Annotated in this window: 20 protein-coding genes and 2 pseudogenes; 14 read left to right on the forward strand and 8 right to left on the reverse strand. The window is 65.1% G+C overall.

All coding sequences use genetic code 11. The features are described from left to right. Positions 1-120 precede the first annotated feature (120 nt). The 4 genes and pseudogenes from ACLP9N_RS35790 to ACLP9N_RS35805 form a co-directional block, all read left to right on the forward strand. Positions 121-914: pseudogene (locus ACLP9N_RS35790) on the forward strand (helicase-related protein); the annotation flags it as partial. A 105-nt stretch (positions 915-1,019) separates the two neighbouring features. Beyond that, entirely contained in the window at positions 1,020-1,223 is a 204-nt protein-coding gene (locus ACLP9N_RS35795; RefSeq protein WP_442411845.1) for a cold-shock protein, read from the forward strand. Positions 1,224-1,993: 770 nt separating this feature from the next. Continuing rightward, positions 1,994-2,647 (forward strand): M15 family metallopeptidase, encoded by a 654-nt coding sequence (locus ACLP9N_RS35800; RefSeq protein WP_442411846.1) that lies wholly within the window; start codon positions 1,994-1,996, stop codon positions 2,645-2,647. An 83-nt stretch (positions 2,648-2,730) separates the two neighbouring features. Continuing rightward, positions 2,731-3,543 carry a class I SAM-dependent methyltransferase gene (locus ACLP9N_RS35805; RefSeq protein ID WP_442411848.1) on the forward strand — a complete coding sequence of 271 codons (813 nt, stop codon included), beginning with the start codon at positions 2,731-2,733 and terminating at the stop codon, positions 3,541-3,543. Between the two features lie 4 nt (positions 3,544-3,547). Here the strand turns inward: ACLP9N_RS35805 and ACLP9N_RS35810 are convergent, their stop codons facing one another. After that, complete coding sequence (locus ACLP9N_RS35810) at positions 3,548-5,086, reverse strand: amidase (RefSeq protein WP_442411849.1); 1,539 nt, start codon at positions 5,084-5,086, stop codon at positions 3,548-3,550. A 48-nt stretch (positions 5,087-5,134) separates the two neighbouring features. After that, positions 5,135-5,358, reverse strand: a pseudogene (locus ACLP9N_RS35815) (SDR family oxidoreductase); the annotation flags it as partial. A gap of 94 nt (positions 5,359-5,452) precedes the next feature. Between ACLP9N_RS35815 and ACLP9N_RS35820 the strand changes: the two are divergent. Genes ACLP9N_RS35820 through ACLP9N_RS35835 form a run of 4 tightly spaced genes read left to right on the forward strand, consistent with a single transcriptional unit; the run spans position 5,453 to position 9,437 of the window. Then, positions 5,453-7,030 (forward strand): methylmalonyl-CoA mutase family protein, encoded by a 1,578-nt coding sequence (locus ACLP9N_RS35820; protein ID WP_442411850.1) that lies wholly within the window; start codon positions 5,453-5,455, stop codon positions 7,028-7,030. Continuing rightward, positions 7,031-7,459: a cobalamin-dependent protein gene (locus ACLP9N_RS35825; RefSeq protein WP_442411851.1), complete on the forward strand. Its 429-nt coding sequence runs from the start codon at positions 7,031-7,033 to the stop codon at positions 7,457-7,459. After that, positions 7,444-8,400 (forward strand): LLM class F420-dependent oxidoreductase, encoded by a 957-nt coding sequence (locus tag ACLP9N_RS35830; protein WP_442411852.1) that lies wholly within the window; start codon positions 7,444-7,446, stop codon positions 8,398-8,400. The genes ACLP9N_RS35825 and ACLP9N_RS35830 overlap by 16 nt, the downstream gene beginning before the upstream one ends. Continuing rightward, entirely contained in the window at positions 8,397-9,437 is a 1,041-nt protein-coding gene (locus tag ACLP9N_RS35835; protein WP_442411853.1) for a CaiB/BaiF CoA transferase family protein, read from the forward strand. The genes ACLP9N_RS35830 and ACLP9N_RS35835 overlap by 4 nt, the downstream gene beginning before the upstream one ends. A gap of 127 nt (positions 9,438-9,564) precedes the next feature. Here the strand turns inward: ACLP9N_RS35835 and ACLP9N_RS35840 are convergent, their stop codons facing one another. Next, the gene (locus tag ACLP9N_RS35840) at positions 9,565-9,885 is read right to left on the reverse strand and encodes a hypothetical protein (protein WP_442411854.1); all 321 of its coding nucleotides are present in this window, start codon (positions 9,883-9,885) and stop codon (positions 9,565-9,567) included. A 22-nt stretch (positions 9,886-9,907) separates the two neighbouring features. Continuing rightward, positions 9,908-10,252: a 2Fe-2S iron-sulfur cluster-binding protein gene (locus ACLP9N_RS35845; RefSeq protein ID WP_442411855.1), complete on the reverse strand. Its 345-nt coding sequence runs from the start codon at positions 10,250-10,252 to the stop codon at positions 9,908-9,910. 97 nt (positions 10,253-10,349) lie between these two features. Here ACLP9N_RS35845 and ACLP9N_RS35850 point away from each other — a divergent pair, with 97 nt between their 5' ends. The 4 genes from ACLP9N_RS35850 to ACLP9N_RS35865 are packed head-to-tail and all read left to right on the forward strand — an operon-like array spanning position 10,350 to position 14,501. Continuing rightward, positions 10,350-11,762 (forward strand): class I adenylate-forming enzyme family protein, encoded by a 1,413-nt coding sequence (locus ACLP9N_RS35850; protein ID WP_442411856.1) that lies wholly within the window; start codon positions 10,350-10,352, stop codon positions 11,760-11,762. Further along, positions 11,740-12,648 (forward strand): acyl-CoA dehydrogenase family protein, encoded by a 909-nt coding sequence (locus ACLP9N_RS35855; RefSeq protein WP_442411857.1) that lies wholly within the window; start codon positions 11,740-11,742, stop codon positions 12,646-12,648. The genes ACLP9N_RS35850 and ACLP9N_RS35855 overlap by 23 nt, the downstream gene beginning before the upstream one ends. Beyond that, positions 12,635-13,732: an acyl-CoA dehydrogenase family protein gene (locus ACLP9N_RS35860; RefSeq protein ID WP_442411858.1), complete on the forward strand. Its 1,098-nt coding sequence runs from the start codon at positions 12,635-12,637 to the stop codon at positions 13,730-13,732. The genes ACLP9N_RS35855 and ACLP9N_RS35860 overlap by 14 nt, the downstream gene beginning before the upstream one ends. A gap of 1 nt (position 13,733) precedes the next feature. After that, complete coding sequence (locus ACLP9N_RS35865) at positions 13,734-14,501, forward strand: enoyl-CoA hydratase/isomerase family protein (protein WP_442411859.1); 768 nt, start codon at positions 13,734-13,736, stop codon at positions 14,499-14,501. A 30-nt stretch (positions 14,502-14,531) separates the two neighbouring features. On the opposite strand, the gene ACLP9N_RS35870 is transcribed toward ACLP9N_RS35865, so the two are convergent. Together ACLP9N_RS35870 and ACLP9N_RS35875 are read right to left on the reverse strand one after the other, a co-directional pair. Further along, entirely contained in the window at positions 14,532-15,581 is a 1,050-nt protein-coding gene (locus tag ACLP9N_RS35870) for a DUF7064 domain-containing protein (protein ID WP_442411860.1), read from the reverse strand. Further along, entirely contained in the window at positions 15,578-16,735 is a 1,158-nt protein-coding gene (locus tag ACLP9N_RS35875) for a sulfotransferase family protein (RefSeq protein ID WP_442411861.1), read from the reverse strand. Before ACLP9N_RS35875 ends, ACLP9N_RS35870 begins: the two co-directional genes overlap by 4 nt. A 149-nt stretch (positions 16,736-16,884) precedes the next feature. Here ACLP9N_RS35875 and ACLP9N_RS35880 point away from each other — a divergent pair, with 149 nt between their 5' ends. Beyond that, a complete protein-coding gene (locus ACLP9N_RS35880) occupies positions 16,885-17,505 on the forward strand; it encodes a TetR/AcrR family transcriptional regulator (protein ID WP_442411862.1) in 621 nt (206 codons plus the stop codon). Positions 17,506-17,581: 76 nt separating this feature from the next. Here the strand turns inward: ACLP9N_RS35880 and mbp1 are convergent, their stop codons facing one another. Next, positions 17,582-17,821 (reverse strand): microaggregate-binding protein 1, encoded by a 240-nt coding sequence (gene mbp1, locus ACLP9N_RS35885; RefSeq protein WP_442411863.1) that lies wholly within the window; start codon positions 17,819-17,821, stop codon positions 17,582-17,584. A 158-nt stretch (positions 17,822-17,979) separates the two neighbouring features. On the opposite strand from mbp1, the gene ACLP9N_RS35890 reads away from it, so the two are divergent. Further along, the gene (locus tag ACLP9N_RS35890) at positions 17,980-18,612 is read left to right on the forward strand and encodes a class I SAM-dependent methyltransferase (RefSeq protein WP_442411864.1); all 633 of its coding nucleotides are present in this window, start codon (positions 17,980-17,982) and stop codon (positions 18,610-18,612) included. Here the strand turns inward: ACLP9N_RS35890 and ACLP9N_RS35895 are convergent. Then, positions 18,589-19,452 (reverse strand): proline iminopeptidase-family hydrolase, encoded by an 864-nt coding sequence (locus ACLP9N_RS35895; protein ID WP_442411865.1) that lies wholly within the window; start codon positions 19,450-19,452, stop codon positions 18,589-18,591. The two genes, ACLP9N_RS35890 and ACLP9N_RS35895, sit on opposite strands and share 24 nt — an antisense overlap. Positions 19,453-19,639 lie beyond the last annotated feature (187 nt).

Genomic DNA, 19,639 nt, shown 5'->3' on the forward strand with positions numbered 1-19,639 from the left:
CGACGCTCGTACGATAATTCCTCACTGGGGCCTCCCACATCTTGTGGCTCTACCGGCCAGGACCACCCTGTCGGCAACCCACGTTCACATGTGAGCGGAGGCCCCAGCCCCCCATACCGTCTAGCCGATCTCGGCTTCCTTCCCAGCGTCACCCGCATCCTGGCGGCCACACCGAGCGGCGGCCAGCGGCTGCTGTTCTCCGCAACTCTCGACAATGGCGTCGACGAGCTCGTCAATCGATTCCTGCCCAAAGCGGTGCTGCACTCCGTCGACGGCTTCAACTCGCCGGTGCCAGAGATGACCCACCACGTGTTCCACGTCTCCGGCGTACAAGCCAAGTAACAGCTGGTATACCGGCTCGCCTCCGGTAGCGGCCGCCGAATCCTGTTCATGCGCACCAAACACCAAGCGCGCAAGCTCGCCGAGCAGCTCACCGAATCCGGTGTCCCGGCAGTGGATCTGCACGGTAACCTTACTCAGCTTGCATGCGACTGAAACCTCGCCGCTTTCACTACGGGAGAGGCGCGGGTGCTGGTGGCACCGACATCGCCGCGCGCGGCGTGCATGTCGCGGGCATCGAACTGGTGGTGCACGTCGATCAGCCCGCCGAGCACAAGGCTTACCTGCACCGATCGGGACGGACGGCGCGAGCCGGAAACGCGGGTGACGTTGTGACCGTTGTCCTGCCCGAGCAGCGCAAGGACACACATGCGCTGATGCGACGCGCAAGCATCCGTGTCACTTCGCAGGAGGTCACTGTCGACTCGGCCGCCGTGCATGCGGAGGCCGGTGACGTAGCGCCTTACCGGGCTCCCGCACCGAAGAAGGTGGCTCCGCCGCGTCCGTCGCAGCCTCGCCGCTCGGGTTCCGCCGACCGCGGAAATGGTCGCCATTCCGGTCGCGTACAACGCTGATTATCTATGCGCCACAACTGGTTTCAATTTGTAGGTCAGCGCGTGCTACGCTGATCACGCGGATGTTTTTGGTACATCCGCATTTCGAATGAAAGAAGTAAGTAAATGGCACAGGGAACTGTGAAATGGTTCAACGGTGAGAAGGGCTTCGGCTTCATCACCCCTGACGACGGCGCGAAAGACCTCTTCGTCCACTACTCCGAGATCCAGGGCAGCGGCTATCGCTCGCTCGAGGAAAACCAGCGTGTTCAGTTCGAGGTTGGGCAAGGAGCCAAGGGGCCCCAGGCAGTAGGAGTCAGTTCCGTCTAACAAACTCACACACATCACAGTGGGCTGGTGCGGTTGCTTCGTGCTAGCCCACTGGAGTCTCTAGACCTCTCAAGAGGCGTCAGCATCGTCGCCCATTCGACTCGTCCACGATGCACACTCGGTTTGCGCGGTCTGCGTCACACAATCGGCGATCGCGAACAATTGGCTTCCTCGCTCTGAGTCAGAAACCGGGCGAACTGATGCGCGGCTCATGTCCGCACCTCGATCACCGGCAGCCGCCATGTCCTCCGAGACGCATCGCCAGTCGTCGTGCCCACCGGTGACCGTGGCACATCCCGAACCGTATGGAATGCAGCAGTAGTTAGGGACTTACGGCCCTTCCGGCGTTCAGCTACCCGGGACAGCCGCGGGCACTCGGGAGGACCGCCAGCCATGAGCGGGTTGCTTTGTGATGGCGACGACGCTGACACACCGGTAACCAATGGTGCCGTGGACCGTTTAGCTATATCGTCTGGCCCGCCACTGACTCCAACCTCCGTACGGTGCAACGATCTTCGTCCAGGACATGGCATCGGGGGAAGGCGACATCCCGCCATAAGTGGCGATAGCCGATTCCGGTGCCCGCTCAGCTTTAGCTCTTCGGAACGTGCTCCCCGGGCCGAAGGCATTCACCGGCACATGAATAGACACTGCGCCATCACGCCTACGGCGACATCCGCTAGCTTGGCTGGGGTCCGACCGCCGAAACCTGGACAATAGTCCCTATGGGCGGTATTCGGCGGTTCTTGCAGGCGGTCAGCGTCATACTAATGGCGACTTCTGGCGCTGCAACCGCGTCGGCCGACCCCGGCATTCCGCCAGTCAGCGACGCGGCGCACGCGGCCGGGTTCGTCGATGTGCGGACCGTCGTTCCCGATGCGGTGATCGACCTGCGCTACGCGACGACCAACAACTTCACTCACATCCAGCTGTATCCCTCCGATGCCCGATGCCTGGTGCACCAATCCATGGCCCCGGGCCTCGCGGCGGCCGCCGGGGCGCTGCGGCCGCAGGGACACGTGCTGGTGTTCTGGGACTGTTACCGGCCGCACGACGTTCAGGTCAAGATGTTCAACGTGGTCCCCAACCCGGCCTGGGTTGCACGCCCGGGTCAGTACGCGCACAGCCACGAGTCCGGACGCTCGGTTGATGTGACATTCACCAGCCCGCAAGAACAGTGCCCGCCCGTACGGCAGGTGAGCGGACTTTGCCTGGCCGACATGGGCACCGACTTCGACGACTTCACTTCGCGGGCAACGGCATACGCGACCCAAGACGTCAGCGCCGACGCCCAGGCGAACCGGGCTCACCTACGGGACGCCATGAACTACGGCGGGCTGGCCGTGTACTCCGGTGAGTGGTGGCATTTCGACGGCCCGGGCGCCAAGGACGACCGCCCCATCCTCGACGTCCCCGTCGACTAGTCTCATATATTGAGACATATGTCTCATAATGTGACGTCAGCCGGTAAACTACGGGGACCGGAAGCGCCGATCAAGGGACAGCAGTGAACGACGAACAGCAGGCCAAGTACACGCATGGACACCACGAGTCGGTGCTACGCAGTCACCAGCGACGCACCGCGGAGGACTCCGCGGGCTACCTGTTGCCCCACCTGCGACCGGGGCTGTCGCTGCTCGACGTCGGTTGTGGTCCAGGGACAATCACCGCCGACCTCGCCGAACGGGTTGCGCCCGGATCGGTGACGGCCGTCGACCAATTTGCCGACGTCCTCAACGTGGCCCACGCCGAAACCCAGCGGCGCAACCTGTCGAATGTCACCTTCGCGACAGCCGACGTGCACCGGCTGAACTTTTCTGACGATGCGTTCGACGTCGTCCACGCCCACCAGGTGCTACAGCACCTCGCCGATCCCGTTCAGGCGCTGCGGGAAATGAGGCGAGTGTGCGTGCCGGGCGGAATTGTGGCGGCCCGAGACGCGGATTACGCGGGGTTCATCTGGTTTCCCCAGCTTCCAGAGCTGGACCTGTGGCGTGACCTCTACCAGCGAGCGGCTCGCGCCAACGGCGGCGAACCGGATGCGGGCCGCCGGCTGCTCTCGTGGGCCCGGCGGGCGGGCTTCGACGACATCGCGCCTGCGGGCAGCCTGTGGTGCTACGCGACGGCGGCCACCCGCGAATGGTGGGGTGGAATGTGGGCCGACCGGATCCTTCATTCGGGCGTGGCTCGCGAGCTGCTGCGCTTAGGTCTGGCCACTCCCGCGCAGCTCGAAGAGATTTCCGCGGCGTGGCGGGCCTGGGCCGCGGCGGCGGACGGTTGGCTGGCGATCCCGCACGGCGAAATCCTGTGCCGGGCATAGAGTTTCACGCGCTCGGACCAGGGGCCGTGGGGAAACCCCCGCAAAGGGACTCGAACGCATCGGCGAGTTTCAGCACGGTGGCGTCGTCGAATCGCTTGCCCACGATCATCATTCCGGCGGGCAGGCCGTTGACCAGGCCTGCGGGAACCGAGATCGCGGGATGGCCGGTGATGTCCATGGGTGCGGTGTTGAGCGCCTTGCCGTGTGCACGTTCGAGCGGCGCGGCCTCTTGCGGGCTGCCCGCCGGTAGGGTTTCGGCCGTGCCGGGCACGGTGGGCAGCACCAGCACATCGTATTGGGCGAGCGCATGGTCATACGCGGCGCGCACCTGCGGCACCAGATTGCGCGCCTTAGCATACGACGTCCCGCCCAGCGTGTTCAGGGCGTAGTGCCCGCACAGCGCCGCCGCCTTGACCGTACTGGCGAATTGATCGGCCTTGACGGTTCGCTGTCTTGCGAAGTGCGCCATGAGTTCTGGGTCGTAGAGCCCGTCGACGCCGACCCCGTATCCGTTGCCGTCCAGCATCTGAGCGGTTGCGCCGTCGGTGATGATGACGGTGAAGACATGAAGAGCGTGGCGATGCCAGGGCACGTTGATCTCGCCCACGCTGCAGCCGATCTCGGTGAGCCGCCGCGCCGCCGACCGAACCAGATCGTCCACCTCCGGCAGCGAGCCATGTTGTCCGAAGCCCTCAATGAGGATGCCGACCCGCAGACCGGCCACGTCGCCGGTGAGCGCGGCCAGGTAGTCGACCGCGGCGATCCCCGCGGGCTGGCGCGGGTCCCACCCGTCGGGCCCGGCGAGCACGCTGAGCAGAAGTGCGGCGTCGGCGACGGTGCGCGTCATGGGACCGAGGTGATCGATCGTCCGATCGATCGGAAACGCTCCCGTGTAGGGGATCAGCCCGTGGGTGGGTTTCAGCCCGACGATGCCGCACAGCGACGCCGGGATCCGGATCGATCCGCCTTGGTCGCCGCCGAGGGCCAGGTCGACCTCACCGGCGGCGACGAGTGCGCCGCTTCCACTCGAGGATCCGCCCGCTTCGCGCGTGGTGTCCCACGGGTTGCGCACCGGCCCGCTGGCCGAGGTGAAGCTGGATCCCGAGCAGCACAGATCCTCGCAGACAGTCTTGCCGGCGATCGTTGCCCCGGCGGCAAGCAGGCGTTCGACGACGGTGGCGTCGCGGCTGGGGACGAAACCCTCCACCGCGCGTGATCCGTTCATCATCGGAATTCCGGCGACGGCGATATTGTCCTTGATCGCCACCGCCCTGCCCGAGAGCGGCCCCTGGGCGCCGGAGGTGATCTCGGCGGTGACATACCAGGCGCCAAGCGGGTTGTGGCCCGGCTCCGGGAACCGGTAGGCGCGTTCGGGGGCCTGCGGGCGCGCGAACTCGTCGTACAGCTCGTCGACCACGTCGTACGACTGCAATGAGCGCCCGACGGCCGCCAGGTAATCCCGCTGGGCGTCGGCGTCGAGGTGAAAGCCGAAGTGTCTGGCCGCGGCGTCGATGTCGGCCGCCGATGGCCTGGAAACCGTCATGTCGACCTCCGTCGTCGTCGCCGGCCTGTGGGCACAGCAGCTTAGTCGTCAGTCCAGGAAAAGATCCGGAATAGGTTGCTGGCCGCCGCATGGCGGGACAGGTCGGAGACCCCGATGGACTGCAGAACCTCAGCGTCGATGTGGCAGTTGCCGGTGGCTTCGCGAGCAGGTCGGGAGATGATCTCGACGGCGGCGTCGCCCATACTCTCAGGGCTGCGCGACGACGCGGCCAAACGGTCACCGTCGGCCATGTTCGTCACGGCGGACGTGGCGGTCGGCGCGCGTAGTGTTAGCCATTCGTCTCCTTTGGCCTGGTCAAGTGCGCGGTATTGGCATTCTCTTTTTTTGCAAGTACGTTATCAGTCGATGGATAACCAGAGTCAGACGCCGTCGGGCATCCCGTTGCAGCCCGTATACGGGCCGGCGGATAGAAGCGTGGAGCCTCCGCCACCCGGGGAGTTTCCCTTCAGCCGGGGTAACTTTGCGTCGGGCTACCGGGGCAAGTTGTGGACTTTTCGGCAGTACTCCGGCTTCGGCACCGCCGAGGAGTCAAACCGTCGCTATCGATACTTGCTCGAACAGGGCGGTACGGGGCTGTCTGTTGCGCTCGACCTACCCACCCAATGCGGATACGACTCCGACGACCCCGAATTTGGTGAGGAGGTCGGCCGCGTCGGCGTTGCGGTGGACACCCTCGCCGACTTCGAGATCCTTTTCGACGGCATTCCGCTGGACAAGCTCAGCACGAGCATGACGATCAACGGCAGCGCCGCCATCCTGCTCGCGTTCTATGTCGCTGCTGCCGAGCGAAAAGGGATACCGCGGGCCAAACTCACCGGGACCATCCAGAACGACATCCTCAAGGAGTACGCGTCTCGCGGTACCTGGATCTGGCCGCCGGAGCCGTCGCTGCGGCTGATCGCCGACACCATCGAGTTTTGCGCTGCTGAGGTCCCGAAATTCAATGCCATCTCGGTGGCCGGGGCACACTTCCGCGACGCGGGAGCCAACGCGGTCCAGGAAATGGCGTTCACCCTGGCCGACGGCGTCACCTACTGCGACACCGTGGTGGAACGGGGTCGCATGACGATCGACCAGTTCGCACCGCAGATCTCGTTCTTCTTCTACACCCACGGGGATTTCTTCGAAGAGGTCGCCAAATACCGTGCGGGACGCCGACGTTGGGCCACGATCGTGCGGGAGCGCTACGGGGCGACGACGGACAAAGCATCGATGTTCCGTTTCGGTTGCGTGTGCGGCGGTGCGTCGCTGTATGCCCCGCAGGCGCAGAACAACCTGGTGCGGGTGGCCTACGAGGCGATGGCGGCGGTGCTCGGCGGTGTCCAGTCGATGTTCACCGCGGCTTGGGATGAGCCGTTCGCGCTGCCCACCGAGGAGTCCACCACGCTGGCGCTGCGCACACAGCAGATCCTTGCCTACGAAACCGGGGTGGCCAGCGTCGCGGACCCGCTGGGTGGCTCGTATTTCGTTGAGGCCCTCACCGACGCCACTGAGGCCCGCATCATCGAGATCATGGATGACCTCGAGCGCCACGGCGGTATGGTCAGCGCGATCGAGGACGGCTACCTGCAGGGTTTGATCGCTGACGAGGCGTACAAGATGCATCAGGACATCGAGGCTGGCACGCGCCCGGTGATCGGGGTCAACCGGTTTGTGTCCGAAGAGCCGCAGCCAGACGTCGTCACCTACGAACTGGACGCCGAGGGCCGTGATCTGCAACTCAAGCGGCTCTCCAAGGTTAAGGCCGAAAGAGACAGCGCCGCAGTGCAATCCAGCCTCGCAGCCCTGGCCCACAGCGCTGAGGGAACTGACAACCTCATGCACAAGCTGGTCGACTGCGCCAACGCGTACTGCACGGTCGGTGAAATGGTCTCGGCGCTGAAGGCCGTGTGGGGCGAATTCCAGCAACCGGTGGTGTTCTAGGTGGCCGTTCGCATCCTCGTTGCCAAGCCCGGTCTGGACGGGCACGACCGTGGCGCCAAGATCGTCGCCCGCACCTTGCGCGACGCCGGATTTGAGGTCATCTACACCGGCATCCGGCAGCGCATCGAGGACATCGCGTCGATCGCGGTCCAGGAAGACGTCGCCGTCGTCGGGCTGAGCATCCTGTCCGGCGCCCACTTGGCGCTCACCGCACGCACCATCGAGGCGTTGCGCGCGGCCGATGCCGCTGACATCGCCGTCGTCGTCGGCGGGACGATCCCGCACGCCGACGTGCCCAAGCTATTGGAAGCCGGTGCCGCCGCGGTGTTCCCCACCGGGACACCGCTCGACGTTCTGGTGCGCGACATCCGTGCGCTCACTGGCACCCCGGACCCAGCTGTAAAGGAAACACAGTGCGCATCGGAGTGATGATCGGCGCCGAGCGTGGCGATATGGCCCGTAAGGTGGCCAAGCTGGCCTCTGACATCGAATGGGCCGAATCCGCGGCTCTGGACACCGCGTGGATGCCGCAGGTACCCAACGACTTCGACTGTCTGACTATGGTCTCGCTGATGGCCGCGCACAGCTCGCGCATCGAGCTGGGTACAGCGGTGGTGCCGCTGCAGGCCCAGCATCCGATTGCCCTTGCCCGCCAAGCGCTCTCGACGCATGCGGTGGCCGGTGGGCGGCTGGCGCTGGGCGTCGGCCCGTCGCACCACTGGATCATCCGAGACATGCTTGGCTTGCCGTATGAGAAGCCGGCCGCCTACACCCGCGACTACCTGCAGGTGCTCAACGCCGCCATCGCCGGGCCGGGATCGGTTGACGTCGAGAACAATTCGTTCACTGTGCACAATCCGACGGCGATCGGGGCCGATACCCCGATGCCGGTGCTGGTCGCCGCGCTGGGGCCAGTGATGCTGCAGCTTGCCGGTGAACTTGCCGACGGCACCGTATTGTGGATGGCCGACGAGCGCGCGATCGGCGATCACATCGCGCCGAAGATCACCAAGGCCGCAGCGGATGCCGGGCGTCCCGCGCCGCGCATCGTCGCGGGCATCCCGGTATGCCTGTGTGCACCTTCGCAAGTCGATGAGGCCAAGGAGCGGGCCAACCGCGTCCTGGGCGAAGCCGAGGTGTCTCCCAACTACCAGCGCCTGCTCGAACGCGGTGATGCCCGCGATGTCGGCGATCTGTGCGCCGCCGGTGACGAAGAGGCGATCCTGGCCCGGATGCGCCGGTTCGCCGACGCCGGCGTGACGGACCTGTCCGTGCGGTTGCTGCCGATCGGCGAGGACCGGGACGAACTCGTCGCCTCCAAACGCCGAACCCGCGAGATGATCGCTGCGCTCGCAACGGAGTTGCGTTGACCCAAGGAAACGCCGGGCCGCTGGCGGGGATACGCATCCTCGAAGTCGGTACCATGCTGGCCGGACCGTACGCCACCATGCTGCTGGCCGATCTCGGCGCCGAGGTCACCAAGATCGAACCCGCCGGAGGCGAGATCTCGCGCGGGGTCGGTCCCACTTACTTCGCCAGCCTCAACCGCAACAAGTCCAGCATCTGTCTGGATCTGACTTCCGATGCGGGGCAGCAACGCTTGGGCGAGTCGGTAGCGGAATCCCATGCGCTGCTGGTGAACCTGAAACCGTCGGCCATCCGCCGGCTGGGTCTCACCTACGAGCACTTGCGACGGTACAACGATCGGATCGTCTGTGTCGCGATCACCGGCTTCGGTCTACACGGTGGCGACGATCCGGCTTTCGACTACGTGGTGCAGGCGGGTTTCGGTATTGCCGCATTGACTGGCGATCCGGACGGTCCGCCGACGCTGCCCGGTTACTCGTCGGCCGACAATTCCACCGGAATGTGCGCGGCACTAGGGCTTTTGGCCAAGATCCTCTCCGGCACCGGCGGTCAGGTGGATGTGTCGCTGCGCGACGTCATGCTGTCGCAGCTGAACTATCACGCCTCCGCCTACCTTAACAACGGCGTCGAGCCGCAGCGCCGCCCCTATGGAGCGCATTCGTATTACGTTCCGGCTCAGCTATTCCCGACCGCCGACGGGTATCTGGCGCTGTTCATCACGCACGACGGCTTCTGGAAATCCTTCGCCGCCGAGGCGGGTATCGGCGGTTTCGAAACCATGGCCGAACGAGTGGCCCGCCGCGATGAGGTGCTTGCAGTCGTCACGGCGATGCTGGCGACTGACACCGCCGCGGGGTGGGAACAGCGACTGCGTCCGCTCGGAGTTCCGGCGGCGGCCGTCAGGACGCTGCCCGAGGCGCTCAAGGCGACGCCGGAAGTGGTTGTGACTGCAGGCGATTTCCGCCTCGTCGGGAGTCCGATCCACGTTTCGGGTTATGAGCCCGACTACCGGCCACCGCCGGAGCTGAGCGAGGCCTAGTCTCCGCCCGCGCGTGCCGCTGGCCTCACGTTCGGGCTCCAGCGTGAAGCTGGGCTCACGTTGGGGGGCGGCAGGACTTTGCGGCCGGCGTGGACCAACTCGAGCGGGTCGTCCAGGCTTACCCCGCTTAGCCGTTCGGGCCGTAATCGATTGTCGTCTCGAGCAGTCGCGGGATGGGCGCAGGATCCAACTGCAGGGCATCGGACATGTGTAGCTGACCGGCGTTGGCGATCATGTTGTCCAGGATGGCCTGTAGGTCGTCGCCCTCGAGCTCGTAGATGGCGACATACGGACCGGTCCCGTCAACCGGACGCAGCCGGCGTGCCGAGACGATTCCGTCGAGCGCCAGAAGTTCGGGTAGATGCACTTCGTTGTACCAAGTGTTGTACTCCTGCTCGCGGTCGGGCGAGCTGGGCCGGGTTTCGACGTACATGATCCCCTTGGCCATGGTCGCCGCCTTTCTGTGACTACTACTCGTAGCGCACCGTGATCGACGCCGTGTCGGGCACGCCCTGGCAGGTCAGAATGTAGCCCTCCGCCACCTCGTCGTCGTCGAGAGCGTCATTGACCCGCATCGTCGCGTGGCCCTCCTCGAGTTTGGCCATGCACGTGCCACAGTTGCCGGCCTCGCAGCTGAAGGGCGGCTGCAGGCCGGCCCGCCGCGCGGTTTCCAGTAGCGTTTCGCCGGGGACCAGCGGAACCGACACTTTTTTGCGATCGAGGTGGATCGTCACTGTGCCGACTGTGCCGGCCAGGGCGCCGTTCGACGGACCTGTCACCCGTTCGGTCTCCTCGATGATCCGGGTGACCGTCACCGTGACCACCCCTTTCCTGTACTTGCGTTCTTCAGTATAGAGAATACTATTCTCTTTAGGCGATATGATCTTTTCAAGGTGCCGGGAGGAACAGGACGTGACCGTGCCGGCCGCGCTCGTGTTCGAGGAACGGCAATTGAGCCCGTCCCAGCTCGACGCGTTGGCCGGCGGCTTGGCCGCGGCCCTGACCAAAACCGGTGTAACCGCAGGTGAGCGGGTCGCGGTCATGGCTTCCAACCGGCCCGAGTTCGTCGCCGCCCTGCTGGCGATCTGGCGGCTGGATGCCGCTGTGGTGCTCATCAGCCCTGCCTGGAAACGTGACGAGGTCGACCACGCCCTGGGGTTGACGAACCCGGCCCACGCGGTCGGTGACCACCCGGTGCTGGCCAGCCTGATGCCGATGCTGCACCTGGACGAACCGATCAACCCCGCCGAACCGATAACGGGCGCGCGGAGGCCTGCGAAGTCCGAGAACGACGCGCTGCTGGTCTTCAGTTCCGGCACCACGGGTCTGCCCAAGGCCGTCCGGCACACCCATGCGTCGCTGGACGCGGCCGTCAGGCACTGGCGCAACGCATTGCAACTGACGAGCCGCGACCGTATCCAGGTCACCACGCCGCCCTCGCACATCCTCGGCCTGCTCAACATCATCACGGCGCTGCGGATCGGTGCCTGGATGCGGCTGCACCCCCGATTTGATATCGACCAGGTGCTGCGTCACATCGAAAGCGACCGCATCACGGTCGAAATGGCGGTGGCGCCCATCGCGCTGGCCATCGCCTCGCATCCCGAACTCGAGTCTTTCGACCTCTCGTCGCTGCGGTTCATCATGTGGGGTGCCACCCCGGTCAGCGCCAGCATCGCCGAGATCGTGACCCGGCGAACCGGCGTCGGTTGGGTTCCCGCCTACGGCACCACGGAACTGCCCGTGATCGCCTGCAACCCGCTTGACGGGCCGCGGCTCGACTCCGTCGGGCGTGCGGTGCCGGGTGTGGAGCTGCGCGTGGTGTCGCTAGAGACCGCAAAGCCGGTCTGCCCGGGCGAGATTGGCGAGATCCAGGCGCGTTCGGAATCGCTGATGGCGGGGTATCTGCCGGCCGAGGCGACCGAAGAGGTGTTGCGCGGCGGCTGGTATCGCACCGGCGACGTCGGCTGGCTCGACGCCGACGGTTGGCTGCGGATCACCGATCGGCTCAAAGAGATGATCAAAGTGCGCGGCTTCCAGGTCGCGCCCGCCGAAATCGAGACGGTGCTGCACGGGCATCCGGCCGTCAAAGACTGTGCGGTATTTGGTGTTCCGGACGGGGTCAATGGGGAAGCGGTCGTTGCCGCGGTCGCCACGCATTCCCCCGTAGAGGCGGCCGAGCTCACCGCGCGGGTGGACGCCAAGTTGGCGTCCTACAAACGGTTGAGCCGTGTCGTTTTCGTAGACGATATTCCGCGCCTACCGTCGGGCAAGGTGTTGCGCAGGATCTTGAAGGAGCGCCATGGATGTACGTCTGACGGCTGAACAGCGACAGCTACGTGACGCCGCCGCCAAGCTGGCCGACGACCTTGGACCAGGAGCGGTTCAGGATCTCGACGACGAGAGCCGACTCGCCCGTCTGGACAAGCAGGTTGAGACGACGGGGTGGCGATCGCTGCGCTCAGACGGCGCCTCCGGCGTCGAAGTAGCCATTGTCGCCGAGGAATTCGGGCGCCGACTCGTCGACGCCCCGTTTCTGGGGCCGGTGTTGGCCGATGATCTGGCCCGCCACCTCGACGCTGATGCGCGGGGAGCAACCATAGCCGTTGACGACCGCGCAATCGACGCTCGCGGGTGCCAGCGGGCGTTGCTGCTCTCCGGGACCACCATCATCCTGACGGCCGAGCTGGAAACTGCCAGCGCCGCAGCGGATTTGACCAGGCTGGAAGCAGGCATAGCGGGATCGCCTTCGACCCTGGGTGAGATACCCCCCGAAGCCGTCGCACGATGGGAGGCCCTGGCTCTGGTCGTCACGTCGGCCGACCTGGTCGGAGTGGCCCGGGGGGCGCACGCCGTCGCCTGCGACTACGCGAAAATCCGCGAACAATACGGCAAGCAGATCGGGTCGTATCAGGCGATCGCCCATCTGTTGGCCGAAAGCCTAGCGCTGATCGAAGGCTCGGTGAGCGTGCTACGGCACGCTGCGTGGGCGGTCGATGAACTCACGCCGGCCGAAGCGATCAGGGCGGCCCAGATCGCAAAGGTCTACTGTGCGCGCGCCACCCGAACCGTCTGCGAGACCGCCGTGCAGGTGCACGGCGGCATCGGCAACACCTGGGAGTGTTTGGTGCATGTCTACCTGCGGCGGGCACTGACATCGACCGAGCTGTGGCCCGTAACGCTGAAGGAGATCGACCTTGGACTTTCGTGACTCCTCCGCCGAGGCCGCCTTCCGCGAGCGGCTGCGTTCGTGGCTTTCCTTGCACGCCAAGGAGTTTTCCGGCTCAGGCGACGAATACTGGGTACGCATGGCCGGCTGGCATCGGGCCTTGTACGACAACGGCTTCTTCGGCCTGTCCTGGCCCCGCGACTACGGCGGGCAGGAACTGGCGCCGGTGTATGACGTCATCGTTGATGAAGAGCTGGTACGTGCCGGTGCACCGCCGCGCCCCAGCGTGGGCTATCTGGTGTACGGCATCGGCAGGCACGGCAGCGATGAGCTCCGGAAACGCTTCCTGCCCGGCATCATCAACGGCACCGAGCGGTGGTGCCAGGGTTTCAGTGAGCCCGGCGCCGGCTCGGATCTGGCCTCGCTGACCACCACCGCCACCCGCGAGGGCGACAACTATGTGGTGCACGGCCACAAGATCTGGACCAGCTACTCCGATGTCGCGGACTGGTGCCTGCTGCTGGCCCGTACCGACCCGGAGGCCAAGCGGCACCGGGGCATCTCGGCGTTCGTGATCGGCATGAAACAGCCTGGCGTGCAACAGCGCCCGCTGCGCATGATGAACGGGGTCACCAACGAGTTCGGCCAGGTGTTCTTCGACGGAGCCACGGTGCCCGCCGACCGGATGGTGGGTGCTCCCGGTGACGGCTGGGCAGTCGCCATGACCGTGGTGGGACATGAGCGCGAGCCGTCGACACTGGGTTATGCGGCCAGATACGGCAAGCTCGTGCGGGAGCTGTTGGCGCGCTGGGATGATCGAGAGGGTTCGGTTCCTGAAGAGCTCGCATGGGCCGCGGTCCAATCGGAGATGCTGACTCATCACGTGCGGCGGCGGCTGTCCGAACAGCTCGAAGGGGTGTCGCACGGGCCTGACGGATCGCTGGATAAGCTGCTGATGACCTGGGTCGAGCAGTCTGTCGGGCACGCCGCACTGGCGGTCACCGGCACTCGCGACCCGGACCTGCTCAGCGCCTATCTGTACAGTCGCGCGCAAAGCGTGATGGGCGGAACATCACAGATACAGAAGAACATCATCGCTTCGCGAATCTTGGGATTGGGAGTCTGACTTGTACGACATGCCTGCTGAAATCGACGTTCGTGCCGACGGGGCGCTGCGGATCATCACCCTGAACCGGCCGGACGATCTCAACGCGGTCAACGACGATCTGCATGTCGGGCTCGCGCGGTTGTGGCAACGGCTGACCGACGATCCCACGGCTCGCGCGGCGGTGTTGACCGGCGCTGGCAAGGCCTTTTCGGCCGGCGGCGATTTCGCCTATCTGGCCGAATTGGCCCAAGACGCCGATCTGCGCGCCAAGACCATCCGAGACGGTCGCGAAATCGTGCTGGGGATGGCTCGCTGCCGAATTCCCGTGGTGGCGGCGGTCAATGGCCCAGCCGTCGGCCTTGGCTGCAGCCTGGTCGCGCTGAGCGACATCGTCTACATCGCAAAATATGCTTTCCTCGCCGACCCGCACGTGCAGGTAGGTTTGGTAGCCGCCGACGGCGGGCCGCTGACCTGGCCGTTGCATATCAGCCTGATGCTGGCCAAGGAGTACGCGCTGACCGGCACCAAGATTCGTGCCGAGCGGGCCGTCGAGCTGGGCTTGGCCAACCACGTCGCCGAGGACCCGGTCGCCGAAGCCACCGCCTGCGCGAAGCGCATTCTGGGGCTACCCCAGCAAGCGGTGGAAAGCACCAAGCGGTTGCTCAACATTCATTTGGAGCGCGCGGTGCTGGCCAGCCTGGATTACGCCCTTTCAGCTGAGAGCCAATCCTTTGTGACCGAGGACTTCCGGTCGATCGTCGCCAAGCTCAACGCCGGCAAGAACTGACGCATGCTGCTCGCGCGAAGGGACACCCGGTCAAGACGTGACTTGATTACGGGCGGTGGAGCGTTCCACCATGCCGATCACCGTCTCCCCGTTGTAGCTGTAGCGGGCCAGTCCTTGCTGCAACTGCAGTCCTCCTCCAACCTCTGGAGGCATGACCATGAACGTGGACGCCGTTGTGTGCCCCTCGATTCCGATGGCCTTGCCGGCGGCCTCGAGCACTAGCGAGACATCCTCGCCGTGCGGCTGCAGCCGAGTCAAGAATGGCGCCTTGACGACTCGGGCGGGGACGACTTTGCCGTCCTCGACGATGTAGCCCTCGTTGTAGGTCGGCTTGCCGTCCTTGCGCAGCGGATAGATCTGGAATCCGAACCCGAAACCGCTGGGGAACGCCGCTGCCTGCCAGACGTGTCCCCGTAACGGGGCTAGGCGACGTACACCCTGGCGGCGGATCCGGTTGGCGCCGCCGTCGAGCTTGTGTGTCTCGCTCCCGACGGTGATGCTGCCGGTGGCGCGGCAGAGCTGCTCGAAACGCCACGGATAGCCGATCAGGTAGCCCTCCTCCTGCGTCGACAGAACGTGCCGCGCTTCCTCACTGGTCGAGCCATTTTCCCAGGGCGGCAGTATGGGCCGAATGTCTATCTGCGCCTTGAGCGCAACGCGATCACCGTCGGCCGGCGAAGCCGACCACGGTGTCCACCCGGCCATTTGGGCGTCGACGGTCGTGGCGATCGCCTGCCCGTCGAGCGTAAGGCGAAGATGGCGGTAGGGCTCGACCATTTCAAAGGACAGCGGCCCGGCGCCGAGGATCCGCGGCTTGCCGTCGGCGCCCAGCGGGTTGTGCACGGGTCCGTTGCCGAAGACGTTGAATACGCGTCCATCGGCGAAAGCGAGGTTGACTTGGATATCGTGGGTGTCCCACTGGTCCGCCACGGCCTCGATTCCGACGCGGGGTATGCCGAAATTGCCGTTGTCGTCCCAGATCCAGGCGTTCACCGATTCGCGGGCCTCGGGGTCGTCGGGCTGGCAGGCCCAGACATACTCCCAGTCCTCGATCAGGCCGCCGGTCACATCCATGGTCATGACTGGACCGCCGATGCGGTCCAGGTCGTCATGCGCTGGACATAGTCGGCGAACAGTGGACGCACCGCCTCCATTTTCAACCCGAAGGCCGACGCGTCGGGATGTGTGTTCGGCAACCGCGACGCACCTGCGGCCTGCCACCACTCCTGCATGCCCGCTTCGAACTTGGCTGATACGGGTTCGCCCAGCCAGGCATACAGGCGTGTGACTTCGCCGATCGGATCGCGTTGCACGGCAGCGAAATCCAGGTCGAAAAATCGGTCGTCGTTGCCGACATCGCGAAATTCCAATGCGCGTTGCATACCGACCGACCACTGTTCGACATTGAGCTGCCCGAGGTAATGCCGGTCCACCGTGTTCGAGGTCATCTGCCCGAACTCGGCGTAGAGATCGGCGACCGACAGGATCACCTCCGTCGGGTCGCGGTGCGTCCACACGTAGCGGGCGTCGGGGAACGCCTTGTCCAAGTGAGGGAGAAACAACAGATGGGTGGGGCACTTCAGCCGCCAGGGTCGGCGAGGTTGGCCCCACTGCAACAACTTCAGTGTCCGCCGTTCGTAAGCGTAGGTCGGTGTGAGATCGGCATCCAGGAGCCACCGCGAATAGGACGGGATGTGCGCGAACGCCTGGAAGTACTGGCTTTTGAAGTCGAGTGCCATCAGGTCCTGACACTCCTCGGGTCCCGTCGGCGTCGACGGCACCAGCGCGGCCAGCCGTGGCGCGGCTGCGTCCATCATCTCCTGCTGGGCCGCTGTGGCGGCGACCCGGGGATCGGGGCCCTCAACGGTGGATGGCGGCGGGCACGGCTCGCCGGCCTCCCAGCGGCGTAGCGAACGTGCATCCGGATCTTCGGCCAGCAAGAACGAGAGCGCGGTCGAGCCCGTGCGCGGTAGACCGAGCCCGATCAACGGGCGCTCGATCACCTCGTCGTCTATCTCGGGGTGGCGTCGGTACCAGTCCTCGATGTGGAGCCGGTTCTTCAGAGATTTCATGATCAAGTCATGGACGATGAACTCGCCAATGGGATTCAAATCTGCTTCGGTACATAGCGATTCGATGAGAACGCCGAGTCCCTCGCGGAAGGAGTCGACGCCGAAATCGTCAAGTCCGGTATCCCGGCACGCGGCGTCGAGCAAGTCGTCGACTGAGTCCATCGGGCTTCTCCTTCAGCGCCACGCCCCAAGCACGCCGCAGACGCCGCAGGTGTCCACGACTGCCTACCGAGGCACGGTTCCCGAGCCGGCTTTACCTACCAGCTAATTAGTGTCACCATGATGACGTGACTGACAAGGGGCTGTCAACGGTGAGTTCGCCCGATGCGCGGACACGCCTGCCGCGTCTCTACCGCAGTCGAGTGCGTGAACAGAAGACGGCCGAGACGCGGGAGCGGATCGTGCAAGCCGGGGTGGCGATTGTCGAACGCCTGCCCGACATGGATTGGAGCGCCATGACGTTTCAGGCTGTCGCTGAGGGCGCGGGGGTGAGCAAGCGAACGGTGTTCCGGCACTTCGCAACTGAACGGGAGCTGCACGATGCCGTGATGCAGCGATTTCAAGAGCGCGCCGGAGTGAGCTACGAGCGTGTTGACCTGCGGGGTGTGGCCGCGGTGGCCCGCCGCGTCTTCGAGGCGCTTTCGACCTTCGCGGTCTCGTCGTGGGGCGCAGAGCCCGACGACCCCACGTTTACGGCCATGGATCGTGCCCGCGGCGATGCCCTGCAAGGCGCCGTCGCGGCCGCTGCTCCGGACTGGTCGCCGGAGCAGCGAGCCCTGGCGGCGGGCGTGCTGGACGTGCTGTGGAGTCCGCTGTCCTACGAACGCCTGGTCGTGCATTGGGGGGCGAGCTCGTTAAACGCCATCGAAGCGATCGAATGGGCGATCGGACTTGTCGTGCGCAGCGTCGAATCGGGACAACCCCCACACTGAACTCGCAGCCCGGGTGGCGAACAGCAACAACTGGCGCCGGTAATCGGCGCCAGTTCTTGCCAGTCGCGTGGTGGGTTTACTTCTGGGCGGCCTTCTGGCGAGCCTCGGCCGTGCCTGCAGCCGCACGCGCGGCCTCGGCCTGGGTTTCCTTCTTGGCCACGTCGCGCTGCGCCTTCGCCTTGTCCTGCTGAGCGCGGCCCTCCTTGCGCAAACCCTCGTGGCTGATCACTATCCCGATTATCTCCTTGGCCTTGCCGATCGCATCCTCAATGACGCCCCTGACGGCTGCCACCGGTCCACTATCGCGGTCACTCATACTGAGGTCCTTTCTCGAGTTGGCGGTCTTGTACCGCGTACCCAACGAGGACGGCACGGCAATCGTCCTAGCCGAAGACAACGATGTGGCGTCGGTCACTCCTGGGTCACTCCTGGGTCACGCCCGCCGCCTGCCAGCACGGACCCTAGAATCGTCCCGTGCCGCCGTATCGTGACCTCGCGGCTTTCGATGACCGGGCCAGGTCCTACGACCAGGGCTGGCGCGGCCGTCTGCATCACGTCATCAGCGAACGGACCGCGGCGTTGGCGACCGCTGCGGTGGCCGCACCACAGCACGTCCTGGACATGGGATGTGGAACTGGGTACCTGCTGCGGGTGCTGGCCGGCCACTACCCGGGAGCCCAGGCGCTCGCCGGAATTGACGCCGCCCCCAACATGATTGAGACCGCCAACCGCATCACCGACGACAAACGATTGACCTTCGCCACCGGGGTGGCCGAGCACCTGCCCTACGACGACGCGTCTATGGACCTCGTGGTCAGTAGCACGTCGTTCGACCACTGGTCGGATCAAGGCGCCGGTCTCGCGGAGTGCGCAAGGGTCTTGCGACCGGGTGGTCACCTGGTGCTCGTCGATCAGTTTTCCCGTTGGTTGATTCCCACGCTGGCAATAAGCCGGCGGGGCAAGGCTCGGACACGCGGCCGTGCCGGCAGCCTGCTGGCACGCGCGGGATTCGACCGGCCCGAGTGGCACCACGTGTGCGCCGTCATCATCAACGGTGCCATAGCGAGACGAGCGAGACGACCGTCAAACGGTGTCGTGCAACCGTAGGAAGTCCCGCATCACCTGATCGAACCGGTGGGGTTCCTCGATGAAGGGCATGTGCGCGCTCGATTCGAAAAGCTCAAATCGCGAGCCGTCGATGCGCTGGTGCATCTCCCACATGTGCTCCGGTGCGCATTCGTCGAACCTGCCCGCGAGGACCAGGGTTGGCAATGCAATTTCGGGCAAGCGGTCGAACACGTCCCAGCTTCGAATAGTCCCGACGATGCGAAAGTCGCTGGGCCCGAACATCGTTTCGAAGATCTCGGCTCCCATGCCGTTAAAGGCTTCCTGAAGCTCCGTGGGCCACGGCAGCTGACGGCAAAGATACGTCTCGTTCCAGGTGCGGATCGCGGCCTGGTATTCGGGTGAATAGGTCGTGCCGGCGGCTTCATGGCGGTCGATCGCGGATTGGGTGGCCGGGTCCAGCTGCGTCTTGAGGCGGTCGACCATGTCCGAAAACCGGGGTATGGACGCGATGCTGTTCGAAATGGTCAGGCTGGCCGCCTCAGACGTCACGTCAAGCGCATACTGCTGCGCCAACATCCCGCCCCACGAGTTGCCAAAGATGTGAAAGCGGTTGAGGCCCAGTGCTTGTATCACGGCGTCCATTTCGGCCACGGAGCGTTCCATCGTCCACAGCTCCACGTTCGACGGGCGCTCAGAATTACCGCAACCCAGCTGATCCCAGAAAATGACCTCGCGCTCGTCGGCCAGCCGCTCCAGTGAACGTATGTAGTTGTGCGGCAAACCGGGACCGCCATGAACCGCAAGCAACGGAAGACCTGGCCTACCACCAACCCGCTTGAACCAGACGTTTCCACCAGGGACCGGGATGGTTCCCGCCAGCTGAGTCATTGCTAGCTGATGGTAGTGCAGTCGCCGGCACGGGGCCGCGAAAGTCGCCCTCCCGTAGTGCCTCAAATCAAGATGCCCGCGAAATTTTGTCCGTGCCTCAGGTAGGAATGCCCGCGAAACGGGCCGGTTCAGCTGGCCTTGATCCGGATGCCTTTGCGGATGTCGGGTAGGGCGGTGG

Origin of the sequence: Mycobacterium sp. (assembly GCF_052144515.1) — a bacterium.
GTDB lineage: Bacteria > Actinomycetota > Actinomycetes > Mycobacteriales > Mycobacteriaceae > Mycobacterium.